Annotated in this window: 19 protein-coding genes and 3 pseudogenes; 9 read left to right on the top strand and 13 right to left on the bottom strand. The window is 65.7% G+C overall.

Annotated features, from left to right (window positions below; translation table 11 throughout):
- Positions 1–448 precede the first annotated feature (448 nt).
- The 3 genes and pseudogenes from AB0D46_RS35330 to AB0D46_RS35320 all read right to left on the bottom strand — a co-directional run bounded on the left by AB0D46_RS35330 (position 449) and on the right by AB0D46_RS35320 (position 4,532).
- Complete coding sequence (locus AB0D46_RS35330) at positions 449–886, bottom strand: Imm1 family immunity protein (RefSeq protein WP_362883749.1); 438 nt, start codon at positions 884–886, stop codon at positions 449–451.
- A pseudogene (locus AB0D46_RS35325) lies at positions 886–1,236 on the bottom strand (DddA-like double-stranded DNA deaminase toxin); the annotation flags it as partial. The gene AB0D46_RS35330 and the pseudogene AB0D46_RS35325, both read right to left, overlap by 1 nt.
- 140 nt (positions 1,237–1,376) lie before the next feature.
- Positions 1,377–4,532 carry an RHS repeat-associated core domain-containing protein gene (locus tag AB0D46_RS35320; RefSeq protein ID WP_362883747.1) on the bottom strand — a complete coding sequence of 1,052 codons (3,156 nt, stop codon included), beginning with the start codon at positions 4,530–4,532 and terminating at the stop codon, positions 1,377–1,379.
- Positions 4,533–4,615: 83 nt separating this feature from the next.
- Here AB0D46_RS35320 and AB0D46_RS35315 point away from each other — a divergent pair, with 83 nt between their 5' ends.
- The gene (locus tag AB0D46_RS35315) at positions 4,616–5,026 is read left to right on the top strand and encodes a VCBS repeat-containing protein (protein ID WP_362883745.1); all 411 of its coding nucleotides are present in this window, start codon (positions 4,616–4,618) and stop codon (positions 5,024–5,026) included.
- Between the two features lie 314 nt (positions 5,027–5,340).
- Here the strand turns inward: AB0D46_RS35315 and AB0D46_RS35310 are convergent, their stop codons facing one another.
- The 3 genes from AB0D46_RS35310 to AB0D46_RS35300 form a co-directional block, all read right to left on the bottom strand.
- Positions 5,341–5,757, bottom strand: a complete 417-nt coding sequence (locus tag AB0D46_RS35310; protein WP_362883743.1) for a hypothetical protein — start codon at positions 5,755–5,757, stop codon at positions 5,341–5,343.
- A gap of 51 nt (positions 5,758–5,808) precedes the next feature.
- Positions 5,809–6,513: a hypothetical protein gene (locus AB0D46_RS35305; protein ID WP_362883741.1), complete on the bottom strand. Its 705-nt coding sequence runs from the start codon at positions 6,511–6,513 to the stop codon at positions 5,809–5,811.
- A 1,929-nt stretch (positions 6,514–8,442) separates the two neighbouring features.
- Positions 8,443–8,940 carry a hypothetical protein gene (locus AB0D46_RS35300; protein ID WP_362883740.1) on the bottom strand — a complete coding sequence of 166 codons (498 nt, stop codon included), beginning with the start codon at positions 8,938–8,940 and terminating at the stop codon, positions 8,443–8,445.
- Positions 8,941–9,632: 692 nt separating this feature from the next.
- On the opposite strand from AB0D46_RS35300, the gene AB0D46_RS35295 reads away from it, so the two are divergent.
- Together AB0D46_RS35295 and AB0D46_RS35290 are read left to right on the top strand one after the other, a co-directional pair.
- Positions 9,633–9,881 carry a hypothetical protein gene (locus AB0D46_RS35295; protein WP_362883738.1) on the top strand — a complete coding sequence of 83 codons (249 nt, stop codon included), beginning with the start codon at positions 9,633–9,635 and terminating at the stop codon, positions 9,879–9,881.
- A gap of 45 nt (positions 9,882–9,926) precedes the next feature.
- Positions 9,927–10,094, top strand: coding sequence for a hypothetical protein (locus AB0D46_RS35290; protein ID WP_362883736.1), 168 nt, complete (start codon positions 9,927–9,929; stop codon positions 10,092–10,094).
- Between the two features lie 18 nt (positions 10,095–10,112).
- Here the strand turns inward: AB0D46_RS35290 and AB0D46_RS35285 are convergent.
- The 4 genes and pseudogenes from AB0D46_RS35285 to AB0D46_RS35270 all read right to left on the bottom strand — a co-directional run.
- Positions 10,113–10,870 (bottom strand): annotated as a pseudogene (locus tag AB0D46_RS35285) (IS5 family transposase); the annotation flags it as partial.
- Positions 10,871–10,944: 74 nt separating this feature from the next.
- Positions 10,945–11,550, bottom strand: a complete 606-nt coding sequence (locus tag AB0D46_RS35280) for a hypothetical protein (protein ID WP_362883734.1) — start codon at positions 11,548–11,550, stop codon at positions 10,945–10,947.
- Positions 11,551–11,972: 422 nt separating this feature from the next.
- The gene (locus AB0D46_RS35275; protein ID WP_362883733.1) at positions 11,973–12,653 is read right to left on the bottom strand and encodes a LuxR C-terminal-related transcriptional regulator; all 681 of its coding nucleotides are present in this window, start codon (positions 12,651–12,653) and stop codon (positions 11,973–11,975) included.
- Positions 12,641–13,795 (bottom strand): ATP-binding protein, encoded by a 1,155-nt coding sequence (locus tag AB0D46_RS35270; protein ID WP_362883731.1) that lies wholly within the window; start codon positions 13,793–13,795, stop codon positions 12,641–12,643. Before AB0D46_RS35270 ends, AB0D46_RS35275 begins: the two co-directional genes overlap by 13 nt.
- 346 nt (positions 13,796–14,141) lie before the next feature.
- Here AB0D46_RS35270 and AB0D46_RS35265 point away from each other — a divergent pair, with 346 nt between their 5' ends.
- Positions 14,142–14,312 carry a hypothetical protein gene (locus AB0D46_RS35265; RefSeq protein WP_362883729.1) on the top strand — a complete coding sequence of 57 codons (171 nt, stop codon included), beginning with the start codon at positions 14,142–14,144 and terminating at the stop codon, positions 14,310–14,312.
- A 162-nt stretch (positions 14,313–14,474) separates the two neighbouring features.
- Here AB0D46_RS35265 and AB0D46_RS35260 read toward each other — a convergent pair whose 3' ends face one another.
- Positions 14,475–15,533: a ParB/RepB/Spo0J family partition protein gene (locus AB0D46_RS35260; RefSeq protein WP_362883727.1), complete on the bottom strand. Its 1,059-nt coding sequence runs from the start codon at positions 15,531–15,533 to the stop codon at positions 14,475–14,477.
- The gene (locus tag AB0D46_RS35255; protein ID WP_362883725.1) at positions 15,530–16,714 is read right to left on the bottom strand and encodes a ParA family protein; all 1,185 of its coding nucleotides are present in this window, start codon (positions 16,712–16,714) and stop codon (positions 15,530–15,532) included. The genes AB0D46_RS35260 and AB0D46_RS35255 overlap by 4 nt, the downstream gene beginning before the upstream one ends.
- A 353-nt stretch (positions 16,715–17,067) precedes the next feature.
- Between AB0D46_RS35255 and AB0D46_RS35250 the strand changes: the two are divergent.
- The 4 genes and pseudogenes from AB0D46_RS35250 to AB0D46_RS35235 form a co-directional block, all read left to right on the top strand.
- A pseudogene (locus AB0D46_RS35250) lies at positions 17,068–17,325 on the top strand (helix-turn-helix domain-containing protein); the annotation flags it as partial.
- A 328-nt stretch (positions 17,326–17,653) separates the two neighbouring features.
- Positions 17,654–18,049, top strand: a complete 396-nt coding sequence (locus AB0D46_RS35245; protein WP_362883723.1) for a hypothetical protein — start codon at positions 17,654–17,656, stop codon at positions 18,047–18,049.
- Between the two features lie 71 nt (positions 18,050–18,120).
- Positions 18,121–18,447 (top strand): hypothetical protein, encoded by a 327-nt coding sequence (locus tag AB0D46_RS35240; RefSeq protein WP_362883721.1) that lies wholly within the window; start codon positions 18,121–18,123, stop codon positions 18,445–18,447.
- Between the two features lie 713 nt (positions 18,448–19,160).
- On the top strand, positions 19,161–19,385 hold the full coding sequence (locus AB0D46_RS35235; protein WP_362883719.1) for a hypothetical protein: 225 nt from the start codon (positions 19,161–19,163) through the stop codon (positions 19,383–19,385).
- Between the two features lie 82 nt (positions 19,386–19,467).
- Here the strand turns inward: AB0D46_RS35235 and AB0D46_RS35230 are convergent, their stop codons facing one another.
- Complete coding sequence (locus tag AB0D46_RS35230) at positions 19,468–19,809, bottom strand: hypothetical protein (protein WP_362883717.1); 342 nt, start codon at positions 19,807–19,809, stop codon at positions 19,468–19,470.
- 151 nt (positions 19,810–19,960) lie between these two features.
- Between AB0D46_RS35230 and AB0D46_RS35225 the strand changes: the two genes are divergently transcribed.
- Positions 19,961–20,143 (top strand): hypothetical protein, encoded by a 183-nt coding sequence (locus AB0D46_RS35225; protein ID WP_362883715.1) that lies wholly within the window; start codon positions 19,961–19,963, stop codon positions 20,141–20,143.
- Positions 20,144–20,219 lie beyond the last annotated feature (76 nt).

Here is a 20,219-nt window from a genome sequence, read left to right as displayed (position 1 = left end):
GGCGCGTTCGACGGCGGCGCCGTGCTGTGCGGCTTCGGCGCGGCCGGCTTCGAAGGCGGCGACGGCCTGGGCGGTGTCGCCCTGGGACCAGCGGATGTCGCCCAGGACGCGGTAGTGACGGCCCTTCCAGCCCAGGGTGGGGACGGCGGCCAGCGCGGTGGGGAAGTCCCCGGCCAAGCGGGCCAGGTTGGCAAGCCCTCGGTGGGCCCGGGGGGCGGGGCCCGATCAAGGGGCGCTGAAGCCGGTTGCGCAGAACTGCGTTGGCGGTCGTACGCAATGGGCGGGGGAACCATCTCGAGGAGCCCCGCTAAACCTAAAGGAAAGGCCGAACCCCAATTTTTGAGGTCCGGCCCTTGCCTTTCCCGCGATATCTGCGGTAAGGATGCACCAATTGAAGTTTTACCCCACCGCACTCAGGCTGGACTGAGACGGAAGCTTCTTCGGCTACTTAGAGGTCATCCACCTGCCATTGAACACAGTTAGGTCGTTGACCTCCGGAAGCTACGAACTCCTTCACCGCTTGACGCACAAGGTGAATTGGGATTTCTGAATTGTCAGGGAAATATGTGTCATGACCTGTAATGAAATACACAGGCCCCGGGCGACTGTCTTCATTTCCTAGCGTGGCATAATTCTCGTCATCCGCGAAGGAAATCAAACCTACCTGAAGGTTCTTATCAACGCCAACCATCAGTTCGTGATCCGGAAACCCAGAAGGGAGAAGATCCCTCTCCAGTGAATGAATCTGGGCCAGGTTCTGGACTATCACTCCTGCAGGCGCATCCAGAAGCGCGTCAATTACTCCGTCCACATCCTCGGGAGTGTAGAGCAGTACTGGATTATCGCCGTGTTCTTTTCGATACCGAGCCTGAGCAATAGCCCTCACTAGCTTCCTCCATAAGTATCCTGACGCCACGCGCCGTTTTCTTTCCAGTGAACCGTGAGTTTCCTGTCTCCCAGCAAAGTACCCAAGACCTTATCGCAACCCAGATCAACATTGCACGGACCACCTGGATGATTGATCACGATATCCGCGTGACCGATATTGTCCCGATCCATTATCGCCGCAAACTTCTGTTCGACGTCAACGGCTCGTCCCGATTTTCTGGCCTTCATCGCCCCTCGGGCATGCAGTGTCTTGTTCACCCAGTTTATCAGGGGCTTATCCTGCGGAATGTACCCGCTCTCCACACCATAGGACTTGCCATTGGATGCAACGGCGCGGCCGGTTGTGTAGGTAGTTCCCCCTGCCCCGTACTCGGGGAGCTTGGCCCATTCGGCGTCGCGATCAAAGGAGGAACTACTCGAAGACGCCCCGCCACCGCCACCCTCATCACCGCTCCCTCCGGAGTCTGATTGCTTGGCGGCCGGGGCTTCTACCTCATCGGCTTTTCGCGCAGCTGCGGCGTCCGCGTCCGCCTTGCGCTGCCAGGCTGCGAGGTCGTCATTGTATTTCGCGAACGCCTTGGCGTCGTCCTCGGCACGTGTACGGTTCTGGTGGCCCATACGACGTCGTCGGACCACTTGTTGAACATTTTGACGGCACGGTCCAAGGCTTTGGCGAAACGTTTCGCCTTACCTAGGATCCCAAATGCCTGTTCCAGGGCCAGCCAGCCGCATGTGGCCAGGTCGCCGCCAATGCAGGCAACAATGTCGTCGTAGCCGGTCAGGCCCTTGAAGACCGACTTGGCGATGGACAGTGTGACGTCGGCTTTAGTCTGTGCCTTGATTTCCTTTGCACGTTCGACATCAGCAGCAGAGACGGTTGCTACCGGCTGCGCTGGCGCAGGTGCAGTTCCCCCGCTGACTACGTGCGCATATTTTTTTAGAACAGGCCCGACATACCTGGCAATCCGCTGGGAGATCACTTGGCCGGCAATCAAGACGGGCCTGAAACCACCCCATGACCGCCCAGTTGGGTCACTGAACGTCACTGGGCTGTTGTTGGCGTACCCATACGCATTCATTGACTGGGACTCTGACGTGTTCATCTCTGGGTCAACTGAGATGAACCGGCCGTTTGCCGGATCGTACTCGCGTGCCCCCAGATGGGTAAGTCCGGTTGATTCGTCGATGGTTCCTCCGACGAACCCCTTCTCACCCGGCCAGGCAGAGGGCTTCTGTCCTCGCAATTCACCAAACGGCGTGAATTTGCGCCGTGTGACGGCCTGGGTGACGCTGTCCACCGAAGCAGTGGCCGTGCCGTTGTGGTCGCCGAGGAGGTAGGAGTTGGTGGTCTTTCCTGCTTCGACAACGCGGACCATGGCCGCACCGTTGGGTCCTGCGTAGTAGCGAGTGGCCTTGACCGCATTGGTGGCCTTGGCTACGTAGATCTCGGTGCCTGGCAGGTAGAGGGTGGTGCCGGTGGGGTCACGGCGGATGAGCCGATTGCCCTGGGCGTCGTACAGGTACTCGGTGTCCTTGGCCTGGTCGCCTTGGCTGGCGGTCACCTTTTTCAGGCGGCCTTCGGTGTCCCAGTCGAGGGTCTGAGGAGCGTTGGGAGTGTTGCGCTGGGTCGTGTTTCCGGCTGCGTCGTAGGCGTAGCTCTCGGTGCGGGTTCCTTCGGGCCCCTTGATGTCGACCTTGAGGAGCTGATTCTTCGCGGTCCCGGAGGAAGAGTAGGTGTAATTGCGAGTGATGTCCTGGGCGAGGGTGCCCGTGGGGTCGTGCTTGACCTCCGAAGTGCGGTTGCCCACCGCGTCGAAGGTGTAGGAGTGCCAGTAAGCGTCCGATCCCCCGACCTTGGGCCCGGATCCGGGCCCGTTGCTTCCTGGCTGGGTCGCGCATTCGTCCATGGCTGTCCACGCGTCGGTCATCCGGCGCAGGTAGTCGTGGGCGAAGCACTGGGTATCCGTGGACAGCGCTGTGCCGTCCTGCTTGTCAGTGATCTTGAGGATGTTGCCGGCGTCGTCGTACTTAGTGGTGACGTCGCTGATCTGGCGGTATCCGGTCGTTCCCGACTGCTGGGTGATGTAGGAGCGGGTGGCACGGCGGGTCTGCTCGTCGAACTCGAAGGTGGAGACGATTTGCTTGCCCGCGTCACCGACATTGGTACGGACGAGGTCGCCAAGCGGGCTGTATTCGGAGTTAGTGAGGAAGGCCCGTCCGTTGATCGCCGACATGAGCGGCTGGTCGAGGGCGTTGTAGGTGACGCTGATCCGGTCGGAGGGCAGACCGCCTGTAGCGGGGTGAAGCACCGAGTTCGGCAGGCCAAGGGTTTTGGTGTAGGTGTTGGTGTAGGTGTAGGTACCGGCGAGCTTGTTCTCGTTGGCCGGGATGACGACCTTGCTGCCGAGCGGGCGGTAGGCGTTGTCATAGCTCGTGACGGCCTGGACATAGGCGTTGCCCTGCTCGTCGTACCGGGTCGAGGACACCGGCAGACCCAGTGCTCCGGGCAGGGTGTCGTAGCTTTGCTCCGTCAGTTTGCGGCCCTGGAGCGATCCCTCGTGGGTCGCGGTACCGCGGCCGAGTGCGTCGTAGGCGAAGGCAATCGTCTTGTCACGGGCGTCAGTGATCGTCTGAACGCGGTCACCAATGTCGTAGGTGGTCTTGGTGACCCCCTTGTCCGGGTCACTGGTCTCATACGCGCGACCGCGCAGGTCGTACTTGTAGGACCAGACGCTGCCGCTCTGGTCAGTGACCTTGTCCAGCTGGCCCTTGGGCGTGTAGGCGTACTTGATGCTGTTGGCGAGTGCACCAGTGGGCGAGTCGCCGGTGAACTGCTGGAGTTCGATCTTGCGGCCCTGGGCGTCCAGAACCGCCTTGGTCGGGGTTTCTCCCTTCGGTGGATCGACGGCGACCCAGTCACCTCCGTAGGCGGTGGTGGTGCGCCATGTCTCCTGACCGTTCTTCCGAGAGATGGTCGCCACCGGGCGGCCCATGCCGTCGTACTGAGTGACCGTGGAGGAGGGGATCTTGCTCTCGACCGGGACCCACATCTGGTTGGAGGGGTCTTGGTCGTTGTAGTAGCCGGCGTTCTGCATCCAGACCTGGCCGCGGCTGTCGTAGAACGTGTCGGTGACGACTCGTCCCTTGTCGAGTGCTCGCTGCTGGGTCTGGCGCAGTCGGAGTGAGCCGTCGTACAGGTCGTACCGGGTGCGGTAGTTCCCGCTGTCCATCAGGTACTTGTTGGTGATGATGACCGGCGCGTCTGGGGAGCCGGGGCGGATGTCGTAGGAGAATTCCGCGTTCGGGCTCTGCGTGATCGGGTTGCGTTCAGGCGACCAGGCCTTGATCAACCGGCCGAGGGAGTCGTACTGCAGGGCGTTGCGCCGCTTGTTGGCGTCTTCTTGGGCCAGCGGGAGCCCTCGGCCGGGGTCCAGCTCGTTGGTGGAGGTGTGGCCGAGTGCATTGGTCGTGACGACCTTGGTGACAATGCCGGCGGAGGCCGGTGTGTACTCGATGCGGGTGACCTTGCCGTACACGTCTGTGGTGGACGTCTGACGGCCGTATGCGTCGTGGGTGCTGGCGCCCGTCAGCGTGTACTTGGGCGTCGCGCCGTCGTAGGAGGCAAGTGACTCGCCCTTGACCATGTTGCCGACACCGTCGCCGCTCCGACATCGCCGCCGTCTACTTCAATGGCACCACCGAAACCGCAATGTGGACCTTCAGGGCGATGGCGGACGGCGGATTCGAAGCCCCGTTCAAGTCGTGGTCCACGTCCGGAGCCGCCTTCCAGGCCGCTCGCATCGAATCCACCGGCGGAGACTTCAACGGCGACGGCCGCGGCGACCTCGCCATCGTCTACGACTACAGCGGCGCCACTGGCACGCACACCTTCACCGCCACGCCCGACGGCGGCTTCAACCCCCCGCTAGCCAGCTGGAAGTCCGGCGACGGTAACTGGTACGCCACCAGCAGCGGCACCCCGATATCCGGAGACACCGACCGTGACGGCCGTGCCGACATCCTGATGATGTACAACTACGCCGCCGGCGACACCAGAGCCTTCACCCTGACCAGCCGCCCGGACGGCGGCTTCAATGGCGTTCAGGGCTCCTGGTACGCAGCACCCGGCATGTTCTAACCGCAAACACCAACAGCACACCCGCAGGCCCCTTCCCCTCACCCCGGGAAGGGGCCTGCACAGACCTTGGCCAACCAGGTGTCACTGCCAAGGACGACGACCTTCGCGCTTGTGACAGCCGGCCTCGCTTGGCGAGGGAACCGGCATTGGCGGGCATAGGGTCTCCGCCCGACCCATCGTCCGCACCTATGGTCGATTCCGGCTGCCTGTGAGAAACCAGCTCGGCGGATATACTCTAGGACAACTGTTACTCAGGCACAGAGGGCCCCCACCTTGGTGGGGGCCCTCTGTATGTGGCCCGGCCACTCGCTGTGTCAGGCGACCTGAAGCTTCGGCCGTCCGCTCGGGGCCGGCGGAGCCTGATGGTAGGTCGGCAGCTTCAGGTTGGGGAGGTCCCCTGCCTGGATTCGTGCGAGAGCGGCCCGGAACGCGGCTTCCATGGCGTCGGGGCTCTCGTACTTCGCCGCGAGCGGGTGCAGCCGGTAGGAATTGCCGTTTCGTTCCTCGCTGCGCGGCCTCAGGACGATGTTGAGGTCGCACAGAGGCGCCATGAGTCCACTGATGGCTTGGGGCGTTACGCCGTACTCGGCCGCCATGTCCTTCTGCCGTACCGGTAGCGCTCCCCCGAAGTCGCTGCGGGAGACGAGGTACTGGAGGAACTTGACGGCGGACCCTGACAGCGGCAGGGCCCAGATGCGCTCCGCGACGATCGGAGACATGACGTTAGCCATGGAAGGGCCTTCCTCGTGAGCGGTCGCCCGTGCGCGGGCATGTCAGCACTATCACCCGGTCCGTTTCCTTCCCCGAAAACTGGCTTCGGCACCGAAGTCGAGGTCCAGCTCCTCCTGGTGGGCGCCTTCCGGTCCCACCGCGTAGGGGAACGCCTCGGGGTCGTGGTCGTGCTTGTCGGCGATCTCGGCGAGTACTTCCTGTTGGGCCGTGCTGTTGCCCTGGAACCACAGCCGCACGTTGATCTGGATCCGGCCGTTGCCGGCCTTCTCCACCCAGTTGTAACCGCACAGCGCCTGAACGGCACGGTTCACGGTGGAACGCGTGATCATCTTGCCGCCCTTCTGCGCGGCAATCTTGTTCAGCCCGTCGGTGATCTCCTGTTGTGTGTACTGGGCGATCCCGGTGCCGGGGACCTGCCCTCCGGCCACGAACAGGAAGACACAGAGCTGGGACTTGGTGATGCTGTTGGCGACGGCAAGCTGCGCCAGGAGCTGGGTGAACCAGTTGCTGGCGAGGCTGTATCCGGCACCGCCAGCCATATCGTGTACAGATCTCGGGTCTGCGGCGTATTCGAAGTGGACACCCTTGAGGCGACGGCGGCCACCGGGGTCGGTGGCCTGCGCGACCTTTTCCCCGAGTTGCTGGCCGAGGACGGCCAGGATGTCTCCGTATTCGGCGTCGTTGCCTGCCGCGGCGGGTGCCGGGACAGGTCGGGGCCCGCGCTGTCGACGACGGCCGGGCGAATCAGATGTCACAGGACCTCCTTGTTACTCAGGCGGTCCGAGACTACCGAAAAATCAACGTGGGCTTGTCTTTTGGCGCACCGGCGCGCCAGATGTCGCCTCTGGTGCGCGCACCACGCAAAGCGGGGTCCAAAAGTACACACCACGTGAAGTTTTACCGCGCCTGCGGGCTGAAAATCCATGTGTGCTTGATTTTATGTGCCGCCATGACAGCACATTCCTGAGGTGTCGGACGCAGCTCTCTCCTGGCATCCCCCTCGACCCTCCACGCCCTGACCTGCAGAGATCCACCACACACACAGGCACTCAGAAAATCAACGGCAGCTTGATTTTTTCCCCAAATGTGCCCGCCAGGTACACACTTCACGTCCCCAACTGTGCTGCCCCCGACACACTCATGATCACAAACACGCAGGTCAGAGGGCTGAAACTTACGCGGCCTCTTAATACAAGAGCGACCCGAAGCCGCTGTGCTCCCACGTGCCTTTGTCTTGTGACAGGCAGGTCCTACCAACTCATACCCACAACTACTGCGACCCCTCACCGAGTTCGGCCACAGCACCTCAGCTGCCTGCCAACGCTCATCTCTGCGAATTACCTTCAGCCCCCCACATCAGCCGGAGACGGCATCAGCCTCTGTTGTTCTCCGGCCCTCGTGTTCAGGAAGGGCGCTCAGCGCCCGACCGGTGCGCCGACGACCGTCAGGGAGTTGGCGCAGGACATGAGGGTGAGCGGGTCCAGGGCGCCCGAGCGCCTGGCCGGGGGGTCTGGGGGGCCGGCGGTCCCCCATGCCTCGGCCGGTCCAGCGCGGCCAGGCGCTGGCGGGGTCCAGGGGCTGGCCCCTGGGATGACCCTGGCCGCAGTCAGCCGTGGACAAGATCTCAGATCCCGCAAGCATCAGCTATGGGCCAGGGTGGTCGAAGACGGACTGTCGCGCCCAGCGTCGTGCGTGAGGACCTTGCCAAACCGTCGAGTGTGATCGACCACATCAGGACCGTCTCACTCAGGGGGCGTGTCCCGCTCTGCAAGTTCAGGCACGGCAAGCGATCCAAGTGGTGCAAATAATGCGCACGCTGAGGTTCTCACTCGGTGCGCCGTACGGAACAGGCGGGCATCAGCCCTTCCCGGGTCAGCCGCGTCGAGACCGATCTCCGGCGCCTCAGTCTCGAACCTCTCACCCGCCATCGCTGAGGCGCTGGGGAATTCCCTCGACGACTCCGATGCCGTCATCCCGGCCTGAGTGCGATGAGCGCCGCGGCCTGACGACCTGGCTGCTCCGCAAGGATGTCAGGCCGCGCGGCCTGACCGCGGGCAAGATGCGGATCACCGACCAGACAGGCAACGTCAGCCCGAACAACTTGGGCGCCCATCCGTCGTGACGGGTTCACTGTGCTGTCCGGCACGGTGGTCCTCTGCCTCGGCGAACGCGTCATCCGTGTCGAGATGGGGCAAGCCGCTTCCTTCTCCACGACGATCCCCCGGGCCCTGCGCAGAACCGCGACCCCACCGAGATCCTGATCATCCTCCGCCATGACGAGGAAACGCAGCCACGTCGCCACCTGACCCAACGACGGGCGTCGACAACAACCGCAGTCAACAGGCGATGCGCTCTTCCAGCATCCCGGGTTCCGACAAGGTCGAACTTCGTTGCGGCGAAGACTGGGTCGGCCGAAGCGCGCTGAGATCCGTCAGGGGCTTGCCAAATTTCACAAACAGCTGAAAACCGCCTATAAGCGACCTCCAGAATGGCACCTTGGAGGCTTGATCTCGGGGCCCCTGGAGTGATGGGGTCACCCTCTGCCCGAAGTGCCGTCAGACGGGATTCTGGGGCGTTCAGTCGGCTCCGGCACCCTATGAAGAAGCTTCAATTCACCACAACGGCCCATTTGTGACTGAGCGCTTCAGCTGGCCCTTGAGCGCGGTGGTTGGCCCGACTGAGCGTCAGGGTTGGCCCGCGTGGTCTGTCTCGGGACCTTCACGAAGACGTCGGCGCTCTGAGTCGGTGGCCGCAGCGCCCACACAGGCGACGGCCGCCAGCGCAAAGCCTAGGACGGCCGGGTTGACGTACGCGGGCACCGACTTGGCACTGTAGCTTTCGCCGTCCTTCTCCTCGCAGAGAAACCGGAGGGGCACATAGCTGACGGTGTAGTCGACGACCTCCGCGGCCCGCTCCGGGTGTCCTGGTACCCGGCAAGGTCGCAGTGGGGACGAATCGGTGCCACCGTCTTCCGCATCCAAGACGGTCCCGGCGAGGTGGAGCAGGCCCCATGTGTACAGAGCCACAGCCGCGGCCGCGAGAAACGCAGCGCTGCCCCGCAGCCAGAGGTGGCGGCTGGCGCCCCCGCGCCCGATCCGGACGAGCGCACGGAGGCCGAAGCCAGCGAGCACGACGGGCGCAATTAGTCCGGCGGGGATGAGGAACAGCAGGAGGGTCGCCACCTGTTAACCTCAGCAGGATAGAGCCGCAGCCACTGTGATGGAGCCCACAATTCCGGCGACAGTAACGTCACAAGCGGCTGGGGCGGGCTAATCCAGCGGGCCACCCCGACGCTCAGTCGGGCCAACCACCGCGCTCAGGGGCCAATAGAAGCGCTCAGTCTCACCAATATCACCATGGCCCTGGCCTGCGCTGTCAACAACGCGGGAGCCACACGCTTCTCGATCTCCATGAGGTCGCAGACTCCCGAGTCACCTCGATCACACGCTTCTCGCGGCCTCCCCCGTCCCCTCGGGGCGGGCACGTGCCACGACAACCCGTTCCTGAACACGTACCGGGTTAAATGCTGGCCGAGGCCTCCTCTCCCTGGAGTTGGAAGTATCGGCTCGGCCTCGAACTGCCGCAGCCGTTCCACACCGCCACCATCGCCGAGCGGCTCCATTCACACGCGCCACCGGCTCCTCTATCCGGCAATGCTCGAACTCACTGAGTCTTCAAGTACGGACACAGAGCAGCCGAGTGTGACTGGCAGCGATACCTGGCGCATAGCGGGGGATCTGACCTGGTCCTATCGGTCGAGTTGTAGCGATGGTTGTCACCGGTTGCTCGGGCTAGAGCCTGTCTCCTTGATGAGTCGATCCGCTGATCGGCGCCCCCTGAATGCTTGCGGCCTCGCGCATGGAAGCCTGTCCGCATGGACACATTCGAGGATCGACTCGACGGCGGGTGGGAGTGGTGGGAGGCCGCCATCGAAGAAGCCCAGGAAGGGCGCTGGGTCCGTGACGCCGTGGAACGGCAAGTCATTAAAGACATCGCTGCCGCCACCAACCCTCTCAATGGTGGGCGGATGGCCCCGTTCACCGAGGACTCGTGGCACGTACGCATCGGGAGGATCGCGAACTGGGCAGGGGTGCTGCGGCTCGCGGCCCGGTCAGGCGGCTGAGTGCTCCAACCAGTCGCCGGACTCATCCCGTCAAACCCTGCCGGCATGCCCGAACTGCTGACTGGCATCTACGCGGTCGCCGAGCAGGGAGAAATCTGGATGCAGAGGCTCCTGAAGGGCGAACTGCCATCAGAAGACGAGATCGCGAAGGCTGAGGGCTTCCTCACCGGGCCAGGGTCGATTGAGGACCTTGAGCTTTTCTTCTACGACTGATCGGCCGTCGCTTCGTCGTCAACGCCGAGCCCAGATGAGGATGGCGGCGAGGTGGAGTGCGGTCTGGTAGGCGATGGCGAGCTTGTCCGTTCGCATGGCCAGGCCGCGCCACTGCTTCAGCCGGTTGATGAATCGCTCGACCGCGTTGCGTTGCCTGTATGCCCCGGCGTCGAAAGCCGGTGGGCGACCGCCGGCGCAGCCTCGCCGCAGACGGTGGCCGATCTGGTCGGAGGGCTGGGGAATGACAGCGCGGATTCCGCGTCGGCGGAGGTGATTTCGGATCGCGCGGAATGAGTACGCGCGATCCGCCAGCACGGCGTCAGGTCGGGTCCTCGGTCTTTCGGGGCCGCTTCGCGGAACCCGGATGCCGGCCATGACGGTTTCGAAGACTGGAGCGTCGCCCGCCTGGCCTGCGGTGATGCGGAGGGCCAGGGGTCGTGCATGGCCGTCGCTGGCAAGGTGGACCTTCGTGCTCAGGCCGCCGCGGGAGCGGCCGAGCGCGTGATCGTCGGGTTCGGCCCGGCCTGGATCCCCTTTTTCCTGGCTCCGGCGGCGTGCTGGTGAGCCCGGCAGACGGTGGAGTCCACCGGCACGGTCCAGCTGATGTCGTCAGCACCCTCGGCCGCTGCCAGGATGCGTTCCCAGGTGACGTCCACGGCCCACCTCATCAGTCGTTTGTGAGCGGTCTGAAACGAGCCGAGCTCGTCGGGCAGGTCCCGCCAGGGCGAGCAGGTTCGGTACTTCCACGCGATGGCCTCCACAGTTCGACGGTGATCGCCCAGAGGCGGCGCGAGGTGATCCAGCATGATCGACGCCCGTTGTGACAGGTGGCTTCGCGGACGCGAGCAGGTCAGGCGTACCGGCTCCAGCCGCCGAGCCGGGCGAGCAGTGAACGCGTGGCGTCCTCGTTGAGGCCGAGGGCGGTCGCGGCTTGTTCGGTGCTCAGGTCCGCCCGCGCGCCGTTGGCGGCCCAGTAGCCAACCCGTACCGCGGTGACCTCCATCCGGCGGGCCGCCCGGACCGCCGCGACCGGAGCGGTCTTCGTCAGTTTCTCGATCTCCTCCTCCAGCCGCTCCATGAGGAGGGTAATCGCCTCGGGCAGGGGGGTGGTGGTCGCCCCGACCGCAACGATGTGACCGTCCCAGTCCCGTACACACGCGTCCGCCTGCCCGTCACCCGCCTCGGCGAGGTCCTGGTCACCGATCAGCGCCCAGTCCAGACCGTGCTCGGGACCCGCCCAGCCGCAGGAACAGACCGCGCGCACCGCGGCCGCCCGCGGCCCGCGCAGGCGCCGGCCGTCGTAGACGGACCACTGCGACACCGACCGCCCGCTCGAACCCGACCCGGAGTCGAAGAACACCGGCCCCGGAACACTGCCGTCGGCCAAAACCACGCCGACCCAGCCCACGTGGGACCTGCCGAACTCCTCCGCCGTCCACGTCTCCCGCTCGCCCACGACACCCCTCCACGCCGCACCATGCCGCCGGTCCCGGCCGGGGCCGCCGAACTCCGACGATGCCGCAGCACGCACACCGAAGGGACCCGAATCCACGAAGAGATGACGCCCAGCCTCGAAGTGCCGACCCCGGCGGGCGAACGCCCGGCGCCCTCAGTGCCCCGCGGCCGGCCATAGCCACCTGCGGAACAACTGCCGCAGCCTGACAGGCCGACACCTCCGGTCCCGACGGCACAAAACGACCACCCCTCGGCCGGGGACACCACATGGCCCTCAAGCTCCGTACCCACCAGCAAGAGGCCGTGGATGCGGTACTCCGCACCTTGGAGCCCCCCTCCGGGTCGACCGTCCCCGAGCGTGGGCCGCGAGCAGACGACGGGCCGCACAGAGTCTCCCGTGCAGCCTGTCGTGGATGCACCGGGTCAGGCTTCGGGCTTGATGTCCTTGTTCGGGTCGTGCCGGTCGCGGTCCAGTTCCTGCTGCTTGGCCCAGTCCCGGTAGTCGGCTGCACCGCCATAGGGCTGACCTGATCTCCCGTACTTTGCCCGGATGTTGGCCAGGTGACTGGCCACTGTGGTGCGGGCGATATTGAGGCGCCGCCCAACTGCGGCCTGTTTGATCCCGTCTCCGATGAGGCGTAGTACCTGGGTCTCTGTGGGTGTCAGGCGGGGTTTGTCTTTGTCGGGGCGGTCGTCCTGGGACAGCCAGAAGGCGTGTTCGGCGGTGGTCGGAAGTTCGCCGCGGTCGAGGGCCTGGATGACGTCGACCAGCTTGTCGAGGTTGTAAGCGCGGCTGGTCAGGTAGGCGGATGCGCCGGCTTCCGTGGTCTCGATGATCCAATTCTTCTCCGGTACCACGGTCACGATGATGACCTTGTGACCTGCGCGGAGCAGTGCCCGGACGTTGTCGGCGGGGAGGGTGCCGTTGCCGAGGTTCAGGTCGAGTGTGACGATCCTGGGTGACGGACGGGCGGCCAGGAAGTCTTCTACGGAGGAGGCGGAGGCGGACATCCGCACGTTGCTTTTGACTTCGAACCACACGGCCTTGCCCTCAAGGCCCATCTGGTCGTCGTCGATGGCTCCGATGTTGATCAGGGGGTCCATGTCATCTCCACTGTGGTTCCTTCGTCGGGGGCGCTGTCGATGACGACCTTGCCGCCGAGGTCGACGATCCGTTTGATCGAGTGGGCGGTTCCGAGCCCCGTGGGCTGAGTCTGTGTATCGAAGCCGACACCTTGGTCGATCACGACGACGCGTACGCCCCCCTCACCCATGGCTGCCGCGGTTACGTAGACTTCGTCGGTCTGTGCGTACTTGACGGCATTGTTCAGTGCTTCGCGTGCGCCCTTGACGAGGGCCTGCACGACTTCTGGGCTCAGGTCCAACGGTAGGACGTCAATCCTGGATTCCACTCCGCCGTTGATCAGCTCCTGGGCGGGGTGGTCCCGGATCATCCGAGCCAGGGACGTGGCGAGCTCGGCCCGGTCGCCATGCTTGCGGCTGGTGGTCAGCACGCGCAGATAGTCGGCTTCGCGCTGTGCCAGCCACCGGTTCTTCTCGGCGGAGTATCTGCCTGCGGCGATCACGTCGAGGGTGACTTGGACCGAGTCGTGGAAATCCAGTGCCTGTTCGGCACGCTCCTCCGCGCGGGCCGCCAGGTGCTCGGCTTCAACCGCCCGGGCGGTTGCGATATCCGCGGCGTCCGCCGCATTCACCAGGAGCCTGCCGGTGATCCCGGCAACGAGAGCGAAGGCTGTCATCATCGTGGCGTTGGAGATCAGCTCCTGCCCGTTGGCGGTGCCCAATGCCGGCCAGGCGCCGATCAGCCACGAGGAGACGACCACACCGACTGCGACCGCGCGGTACCGGCCGCCGTAGATCGCCGCAGTCACGGTGACCCCGCACAGGGGTGGGATCACCCAGTTCGTAATGGAGGCCGCGTCGGCCGGAGGATAGTTCCGGCTGACCACTACCGCGTACACCACTGCCAGCAGTACATCGGCTGCGATCCATCGAGGCGAAAGGATCCGACGGCGCATGCCGACGGTGAACATGGCGGTGGCGAAGAGAGCGGCGGTGACGTAGCCGCCGACGATGACCGCGTTGTTGCGGCCCTGGAGCTCCTGAAGCGGAAGTACTGCCAGCCAGAGCAGGAACTGGGCGGCCCTCAGAACTGCCAGGGCACGGACGAGCATGCGATGGGTCCGTTCTCGTGCGCTCTCGACCGGAGCGTCTTGCGGATTCATGTCCCCACCGTGACAGCGCCGGACCGTGCAGCGGTATCCCCTGTGTGTCCATCCCCCGCCCGGCCATGGCCCGTTGGCCATCGACTCGGAGACCGGTACCCAGCCGCAGGGCGCCTCCGTAGCGTTGAGACGGCAGCTCGACAACGGATCAGGCGCCGTTTGATGGCCTACACCCCTACCCCGTCCGGATCGAGCCGTGTGAGGACGGTGCCTGGCGGTGCTCTCCGCTGTGCACTCAGGCCTTGACGTTCAGCCCTCTTTCCAAGAAGCAGGCAGCGACGAGAAGGACGGACAACCGATCATGTCCACTCCCCCGCCTTCCGGCCCGATCCGGACCGTCAAGGTCATGGCGCTCATCATCGCCATCCTGTGCGGCCTGGTCGCCGCACTGACAGCCTTCACCCTCAGCCGAGCCCTGGAAGCAACGGGCCTCCAGGCCATCGCCTACGCCGGTGTGTCGTTCCTCGGCATTGCGGCCTTCACCAAAGCGGTTCAGGAAAAGCTCGGCCTCCTCTGAACAAGCACGCCGCCAGAGCAGTACGGGGGCCCCGTCGCGCTGTCCCTAGGTCTGGCACCGTGGAGGCCAAGGGGTGCTAACGCCGTTAGCACCCCGGCGTCCGATACATGACTGAGCCCGTCCGCACCTCCGGACGGGCTCAGTCATATGCGCGCTGCGCGACTACTCCTCACCGTGTGCGGCCAGGAGCCGTTCCAGAAGCAGCTCACGCTGCGGGGCGTCCATCTTCTCGAGGATCATTTCGGCGACCTTGATTCCGTCATCCCACGGAAGGCGGGGGATCGTCCGCAGGTCCACGAGGAACGGGACGGCCTCCGGCGTCGAGAACACACCGGTCTCCGATTTCTCGGTTGCCGGGGCGTCGGCTTCGACCGCGGCAGCTGGGGGTACCGCCGCAGGCACCGGCGAGGTGCTAACGGCGTTAGCACCCGGAGCAGCTTCGGCGGTGGCAACGGCGTCGGCGCCCGGGGCGCTGTGCCTGCGTCGTTTGGTAGCGGCACGCTTGGCCAGGGCTTCCTCGGCAGCACTCTTCTGCTGCTGCTCGGGGAGTTGGCCAACGTTGCGCGCGATCTCCACCGGAAGGGTCCGGTCCTCGACGGCGGACTGAAGTTCCGGCGTGAGCTTGAGCAGGGCGATCCGCTGGGTGACCCACGGGCTCGACTTGCCCAGGGCCCGGGCGACGGCTCGCTGGGATCCGTGAACGTCCACGAGGCGCTGGAGGGCCTTCGCTTCATCCAGAGGGTCGAGGTTCTCGTGCTGGACGGCGGCGATGAGGGCGGTCTCGAGGAGGGTGTCGGCGTCCTGGGCAAGGGTGTCGTCGACGTGAACGGGGACGTCGTCGAGTCCGGCGAGGTTCGCGGCGGCCAGGCGCCGGTTGCCGTCGACGACGACGTAAGCGGCCTGGCCGATCTCTGTTTCGTGGCCGGGGTGTGCAACGAGGAACGCTTGCCGGGTGACTGCTGCGAGGGGCTGGATGACTCCTCGGGAGGTGAGGCTGTCAGCCAGGTCCTCGACCGACTTCAGCTCCTCGCGAGGGTTGTACGGGTTGTGTGCAAGAGCTTCCAGCGGAACGCGGAGCGTCCCGGCCGTGGTGGCGGGAGCCTGGTCGGCGGCGGGAGCGTCCTGGCCGGCGAACCGTGCGAAGGAGGCCGCGCGGCTGCTCATGGGATGGGCGACCGCGTTGAAGGTGGGGGAGTCGCCGAGCATGTCTGCCTTGCTCATCCGGTCTTCACCCCGCGGGCGATCTGACGCATCTGGTGGGACTGTTCGCAGTCGGGGGCGTAGTCGAGGAGCGGTCGCTGCTTGCGTACGGCTTCGCGCTGCTCCTTGACATCGGGGACGATTGCGAGGACCGGGGGAGTGCCGAGGGACTTCCACTTTTCCAGGGAGGAGGTCGCGATGTAGCCGCGGCGGCTGTCGAACTTGTTGACCACCAGGCCGAGCTGCTCGATCTCGATGTCGAAGTCCCGCGAGAGGGAGTCGATCTGCTGGATGAGCATGCCGTACGCCTGGGCGGAGGTGTCTTCGGCTTCCACGGGGATGACGAGGCCGGAGGAGCCGGGCCTTTCTCCGTCGCGCTGGCGCCCGTAGTTGAGGGCAGCATCCATGGCGAGTCCGAGGCTGGGTGGTGAGTCGACGACGATGACGTCGAAGTGCTCCTCGAGAGGGGCCAGAGCGCGCTCGAGTGCGGCTTCGCGCGGGCCTCGGAAGACGGTGAGACCCGAGTCGAGGAGGAAGGCATCGAACGCGGCGGGCAGGATGCGTAGGCGGCCGGAGAAGCGGTCACCGTCTATGGCGACGGTGAGGTCGAGCAATGACTGTTTGGCCTGCTCGCGGTGCAGCATGTGCGTGATGAGGCTTTCCTCGCCGGCCGGGATGGCGGTGAGGCCCAACTGGTGGGTGAGGTGGCCCTGGGGGTCGTAGTCGACGAGGAGGACTCGCAGGCCCCCGGTCTCGGCAGAGGCCGCGGCTTTGACGGCGGCGGGGTCCTCGGCGAGGGCCTGTGCGAGGCCGGCTGAGACGGCCGTCTTGCCGACGCCGCCCTTCTGATTGCAGACGATGATTCGGCGAGTGGTCCTCTGTGCTTCGGCCGGGTTGTCGGCCAGCCACAGGACGACGGACTGGGCGAGGCCCTGGATGTAGGAGACGCCTCGTTCGCGGCAGTCGGTCTTGAAGTCCTCGTAGAGACCCTCGGGGAGGTAGGTGCCGAAGCTATCGGCGCCGGCGGTGTTGACTGCGGGGAGCTCGTCGTGGCAGTCGCGCCAGGCCTGGATACCGGAGGCGACCGCGTCCTGCATATCGGTCTGGAGCTGGGCTGCACGGACCTTGAGTGCCTGCTGAAGGTGGGCGGGCAGCTTGGAGGCGAGCTTCTCCCGCTCAGCTCCCGAGTTCGGAGATGACATGCACGGCAGCATACTGCCGTGGGGGGCGATACCGGTGATCCAATAGAAGCGTTTTGCTAACTTTCTGCGGCAGTTGCTACTCCCGTGCTAACGCCGTTAGCACCCCGTCAGGGCGCTAACGGCGTTAGCACCCGCCTCAGAAACCTGAAAAGCCGGCGCCAACTCCCCGCGCAAGGCGGCGACTCGCCCAACAGCGGGGCTCCGCACGCGACCACGTCCGCCAGACGTTCGGCGGTGATGCTCGCGAGGCTCGGCGGACGAACCCCTCGGCACCCATGCCGAACAACGCGAGGAAAGCGGCCAACACCGAGTTCGGCAAGGTGCAGGTTGTCAGGGGCAGTGTGCTCGATGGCGCCGACTACTTCGGGCGGACCGTGGACGACCTGTGCGGCTCCTCCCGGAGCCCGGTACTGGTCACCGCGCGGTAGATCGCCATGTACCTGTGCCGAGAGCTGACGGACCTGTCGCTGCCCAAGATCGGGGCCCAGTTCGGCGGCCGGGACCACACCACCGTCATGCACGCGGACCGCAAGATCCGGGCCCTGATGGCAGAACGCCGGTCCATCTACAACCAGGTCACGGAGCTCACCAACCGCGTCAAGAACGCCTGACGCGGGCTCCGGGCAGCCGTGCCAAAGGTCCTGTACACCGCGGCTGAGGGTGCTTCCCCAGCGCATGGGGCCGGGAGCCGTGTTACGAAACCCTCGTGCTATCCCTCTCCCTCTGAGAGACGCTGACCTGCGCAAATAGCCTGGTCGGGGCGGTGGGACTCGTTCGGGGCTTGCGATTGAGTTAGGGTCCCGATCGGACGGGCAGGCATGTGCCCGGACACCGCGCCCCGCCTCGTGCGGGGTTTTTTGTTTCCCGTGCGTCCGAAGGGCCCCGACACCGCTGGTGTCGGGGCTCTTCGGCGTTTTGGGACCGGAGGAAGAGGCTCTTGTGAACGAGACACTGACCGTGATCCTGGCGGGGCTCGGATCGGTCCTGCTGGCACTGTTGCTGATGCTCGGCATCGTGGCAGTGGTGGCGATCGTGGTCTTCGCGCGCACCGCCAACCTGGTGGTGGGACGGACCCGGCGGGAAGATCTCCCGGGGGTGCTGGAGACGGTGGGACGGACGCATTCGGGTCTGGTGGCGGCGCTGGGGCAGGGAATCCGGCAGGCGGTGTTCGCCGCTACTCGCATCGGCGCGTCCCAACCGTCGGCTGGTCCGGTTGCGGGTGTGCCTGCTCCTGCGGATCCTGCCATCGGGCCCGCGGCGGTGGCCGGGCCGACGGGCCCTGCCACCGCCGTCGGCCCGGTCAACGAGGTTGGGGTGGAGGGGACGGTCCAGTGAAACGGCGCACGTTCTACGGACCGGACCGAGATCCGGTATCCCGGCACGCGGGCGAGCCTTTGCTCGACCGCGTGCTGCGCAAGGTCTTGAAGGCGCCGGAGCTGCGTCTGCTGTCGGAGTTCATCCATGGCGTGCATGCCGACCAGATCTCTCGCCGCCATGGCCTCACTCCTCCCCAGGTGGAAGAGCTCTTGGCCGAGATCGCGCATCGGATCAAAGAAGCCCCGGGCAGCGAGGGCCTCCTGGAGGACCTCCGCTCCCGTGGCGGCCCCCGCTTTTCCGCGCTCCTTTGGGAGGGCGGAAAAGCCGTACCGGTCATCCACCACTGCCAGGCGCCCGCGTGCACGGTACCTTTCACGCAGGCGTCCACCGGTCGCGCCCGCAGGCCCCGCCCCTGACGGGAAGCCGCCGACCCAGCCGGCCGCTCCGTACCGGGGCCCTCGGCTGCGTCTCAACACGCCGCCGCCGGAGCTTCCCGCGCCTCGCCGGGTACGCGGCTCGTTCCTCTCCTACCTGCAGGCCCGCCTGAACCGTGTCGCATACTCGGCGCCCTTTGGCCCGCAGCCTATGTATCGGCTGCCCTCGCCTGTGTGGACAGGGAAGGCCTCATGGCTGCCGCTGCGCAGTGCGCCTCAATTCGGCACCGGGCTCTTCTTCTACGACGGTCAGCACCGCGTGAGCACCTGCTTCAGCCTCAAGCGGCGCCTCCGGCGGGAGGTAATGGGTGGGTCTCCGTTCGTCGTCATGCCCGCGGCCACGCTGACAAGCCCACTTCGCAGTCAGCCCATGCTGGGGGTGCATTGCGACGTGGTGCCCTTCCCCTACGCGCCGTTGCGCATGGGCCGGCACGCAGCACCGAGTACTGGACCTGTCCAGGGCCGGGGCCGTGATGCTCATCGGAGCGAACCGCGACATGCTCCTCGTGGGTCCCGCCCCGCCCGCCGTCAGCAGCGAGCACGCCGAAGGGAGGGCCCGGCCGAAGCCATGAGCGGTACAGAGCCGCTCGTGGCACCAAGGGGGTACGCCTCGGCACCGACGACCCGGGCCGCCGGCGAAAGCGGTACCCGGAACCGGTCGTTCGGTGACGCAGTGTCGGTGCCGCCGGGCATCCTTGACCGACCAGCAGCTGACCATGGAGGGGGAGGACATGCCCAGGAACGAGCATTTCAAGAAGGCGCAGGCGTTCGCCGAGTTGTCGGAGCAGATGCTGCCCAAGATCACAGAGCCGGGGGCGAAGGCGCAGACGCTCGCCCTGCTTGCTCTCGTGCACGCGGTCTTGGAGACCGGCTACGACATTGATGGGGTCCGCGGCGCCATCCAGGACAGGGGCCTCTGACCCGCAGTAATCGGGGGAGTTCCGGTGGGCGATGACCACGACGCCCCGGGTATGGACCCGGGGCGTCGCATTACCGCGTGGGTCAGGGGGTCGGCTTCGGCTCCACCTCAGACACGGCGAAGGGCCGCCACTCCCATGTGCCGTCGACGACCTGCGCGATGAGGACGTGGTCCTCGCTGTCCCCGTTGGCGGCGAGCTGGCGGCGCAGGTCGCTGACCACGTACAGCATGTCGGCGTTGAAGCCTTCCGGCAGCGGCGGGCTGTCATGGCCGGCGTCCTTCTTGTCGGCCAGCACCATGATGTTGTCTGAGGCGAGTTCGGTGGCACGGACCTGGTGGTCGTCGGCGCTGAGGTAGGTGATGGCATCGGCGCGCACCATGACCCTCCTGTCTCCCCTGCCTGCCGGGTCCTTGCTCTTCCGCATGATCCAGATGTTCGTCACGGGTCCCCTCCCAAAGGCCTGGTGCTCGATGCTGTTCATCATCACCGAGCCTGCCGACGCGTACGGGTCCGAGCCGAACTTCCCTGACACGACGGACGATCGGCAGCTGGGCAGTGGGGGTATGTGTCGGGGCATGAATCAGCTCACCCGACGCCGCTGGATCTTCACCCCCGTCATTTCGTGGCATGCCCGACGGCTTTCACGTAGGACCGGCATCACCTTCGACGACGCGTGGGTCAAGATCCGTACGGCCTTCTACCCCGAGGAGCTCGTCTACGCCCGTCAGCCGCCCGGGTTGGACTCCTCGGGCCGCTAACGTGGCGAAGCCCCGGACCGCGCCGGCCGGGGGGGAGCCCCCTCCCCGGTCAGCCGGGGGGGGGGGGCATGCTGGA

This window comes from Streptomyces sp. NPDC048383, from assembly GCF_040651775.1.
Taxonomy (GTDB): Bacteria; Actinomycetota; Actinomycetes; order Streptomycetales; family Streptomycetaceae; genus Streptomyces.
Note: the sequence above shows the minus strand (reverse complement) of the source record. Positions and strands in the feature narration are given on the sequence as shown.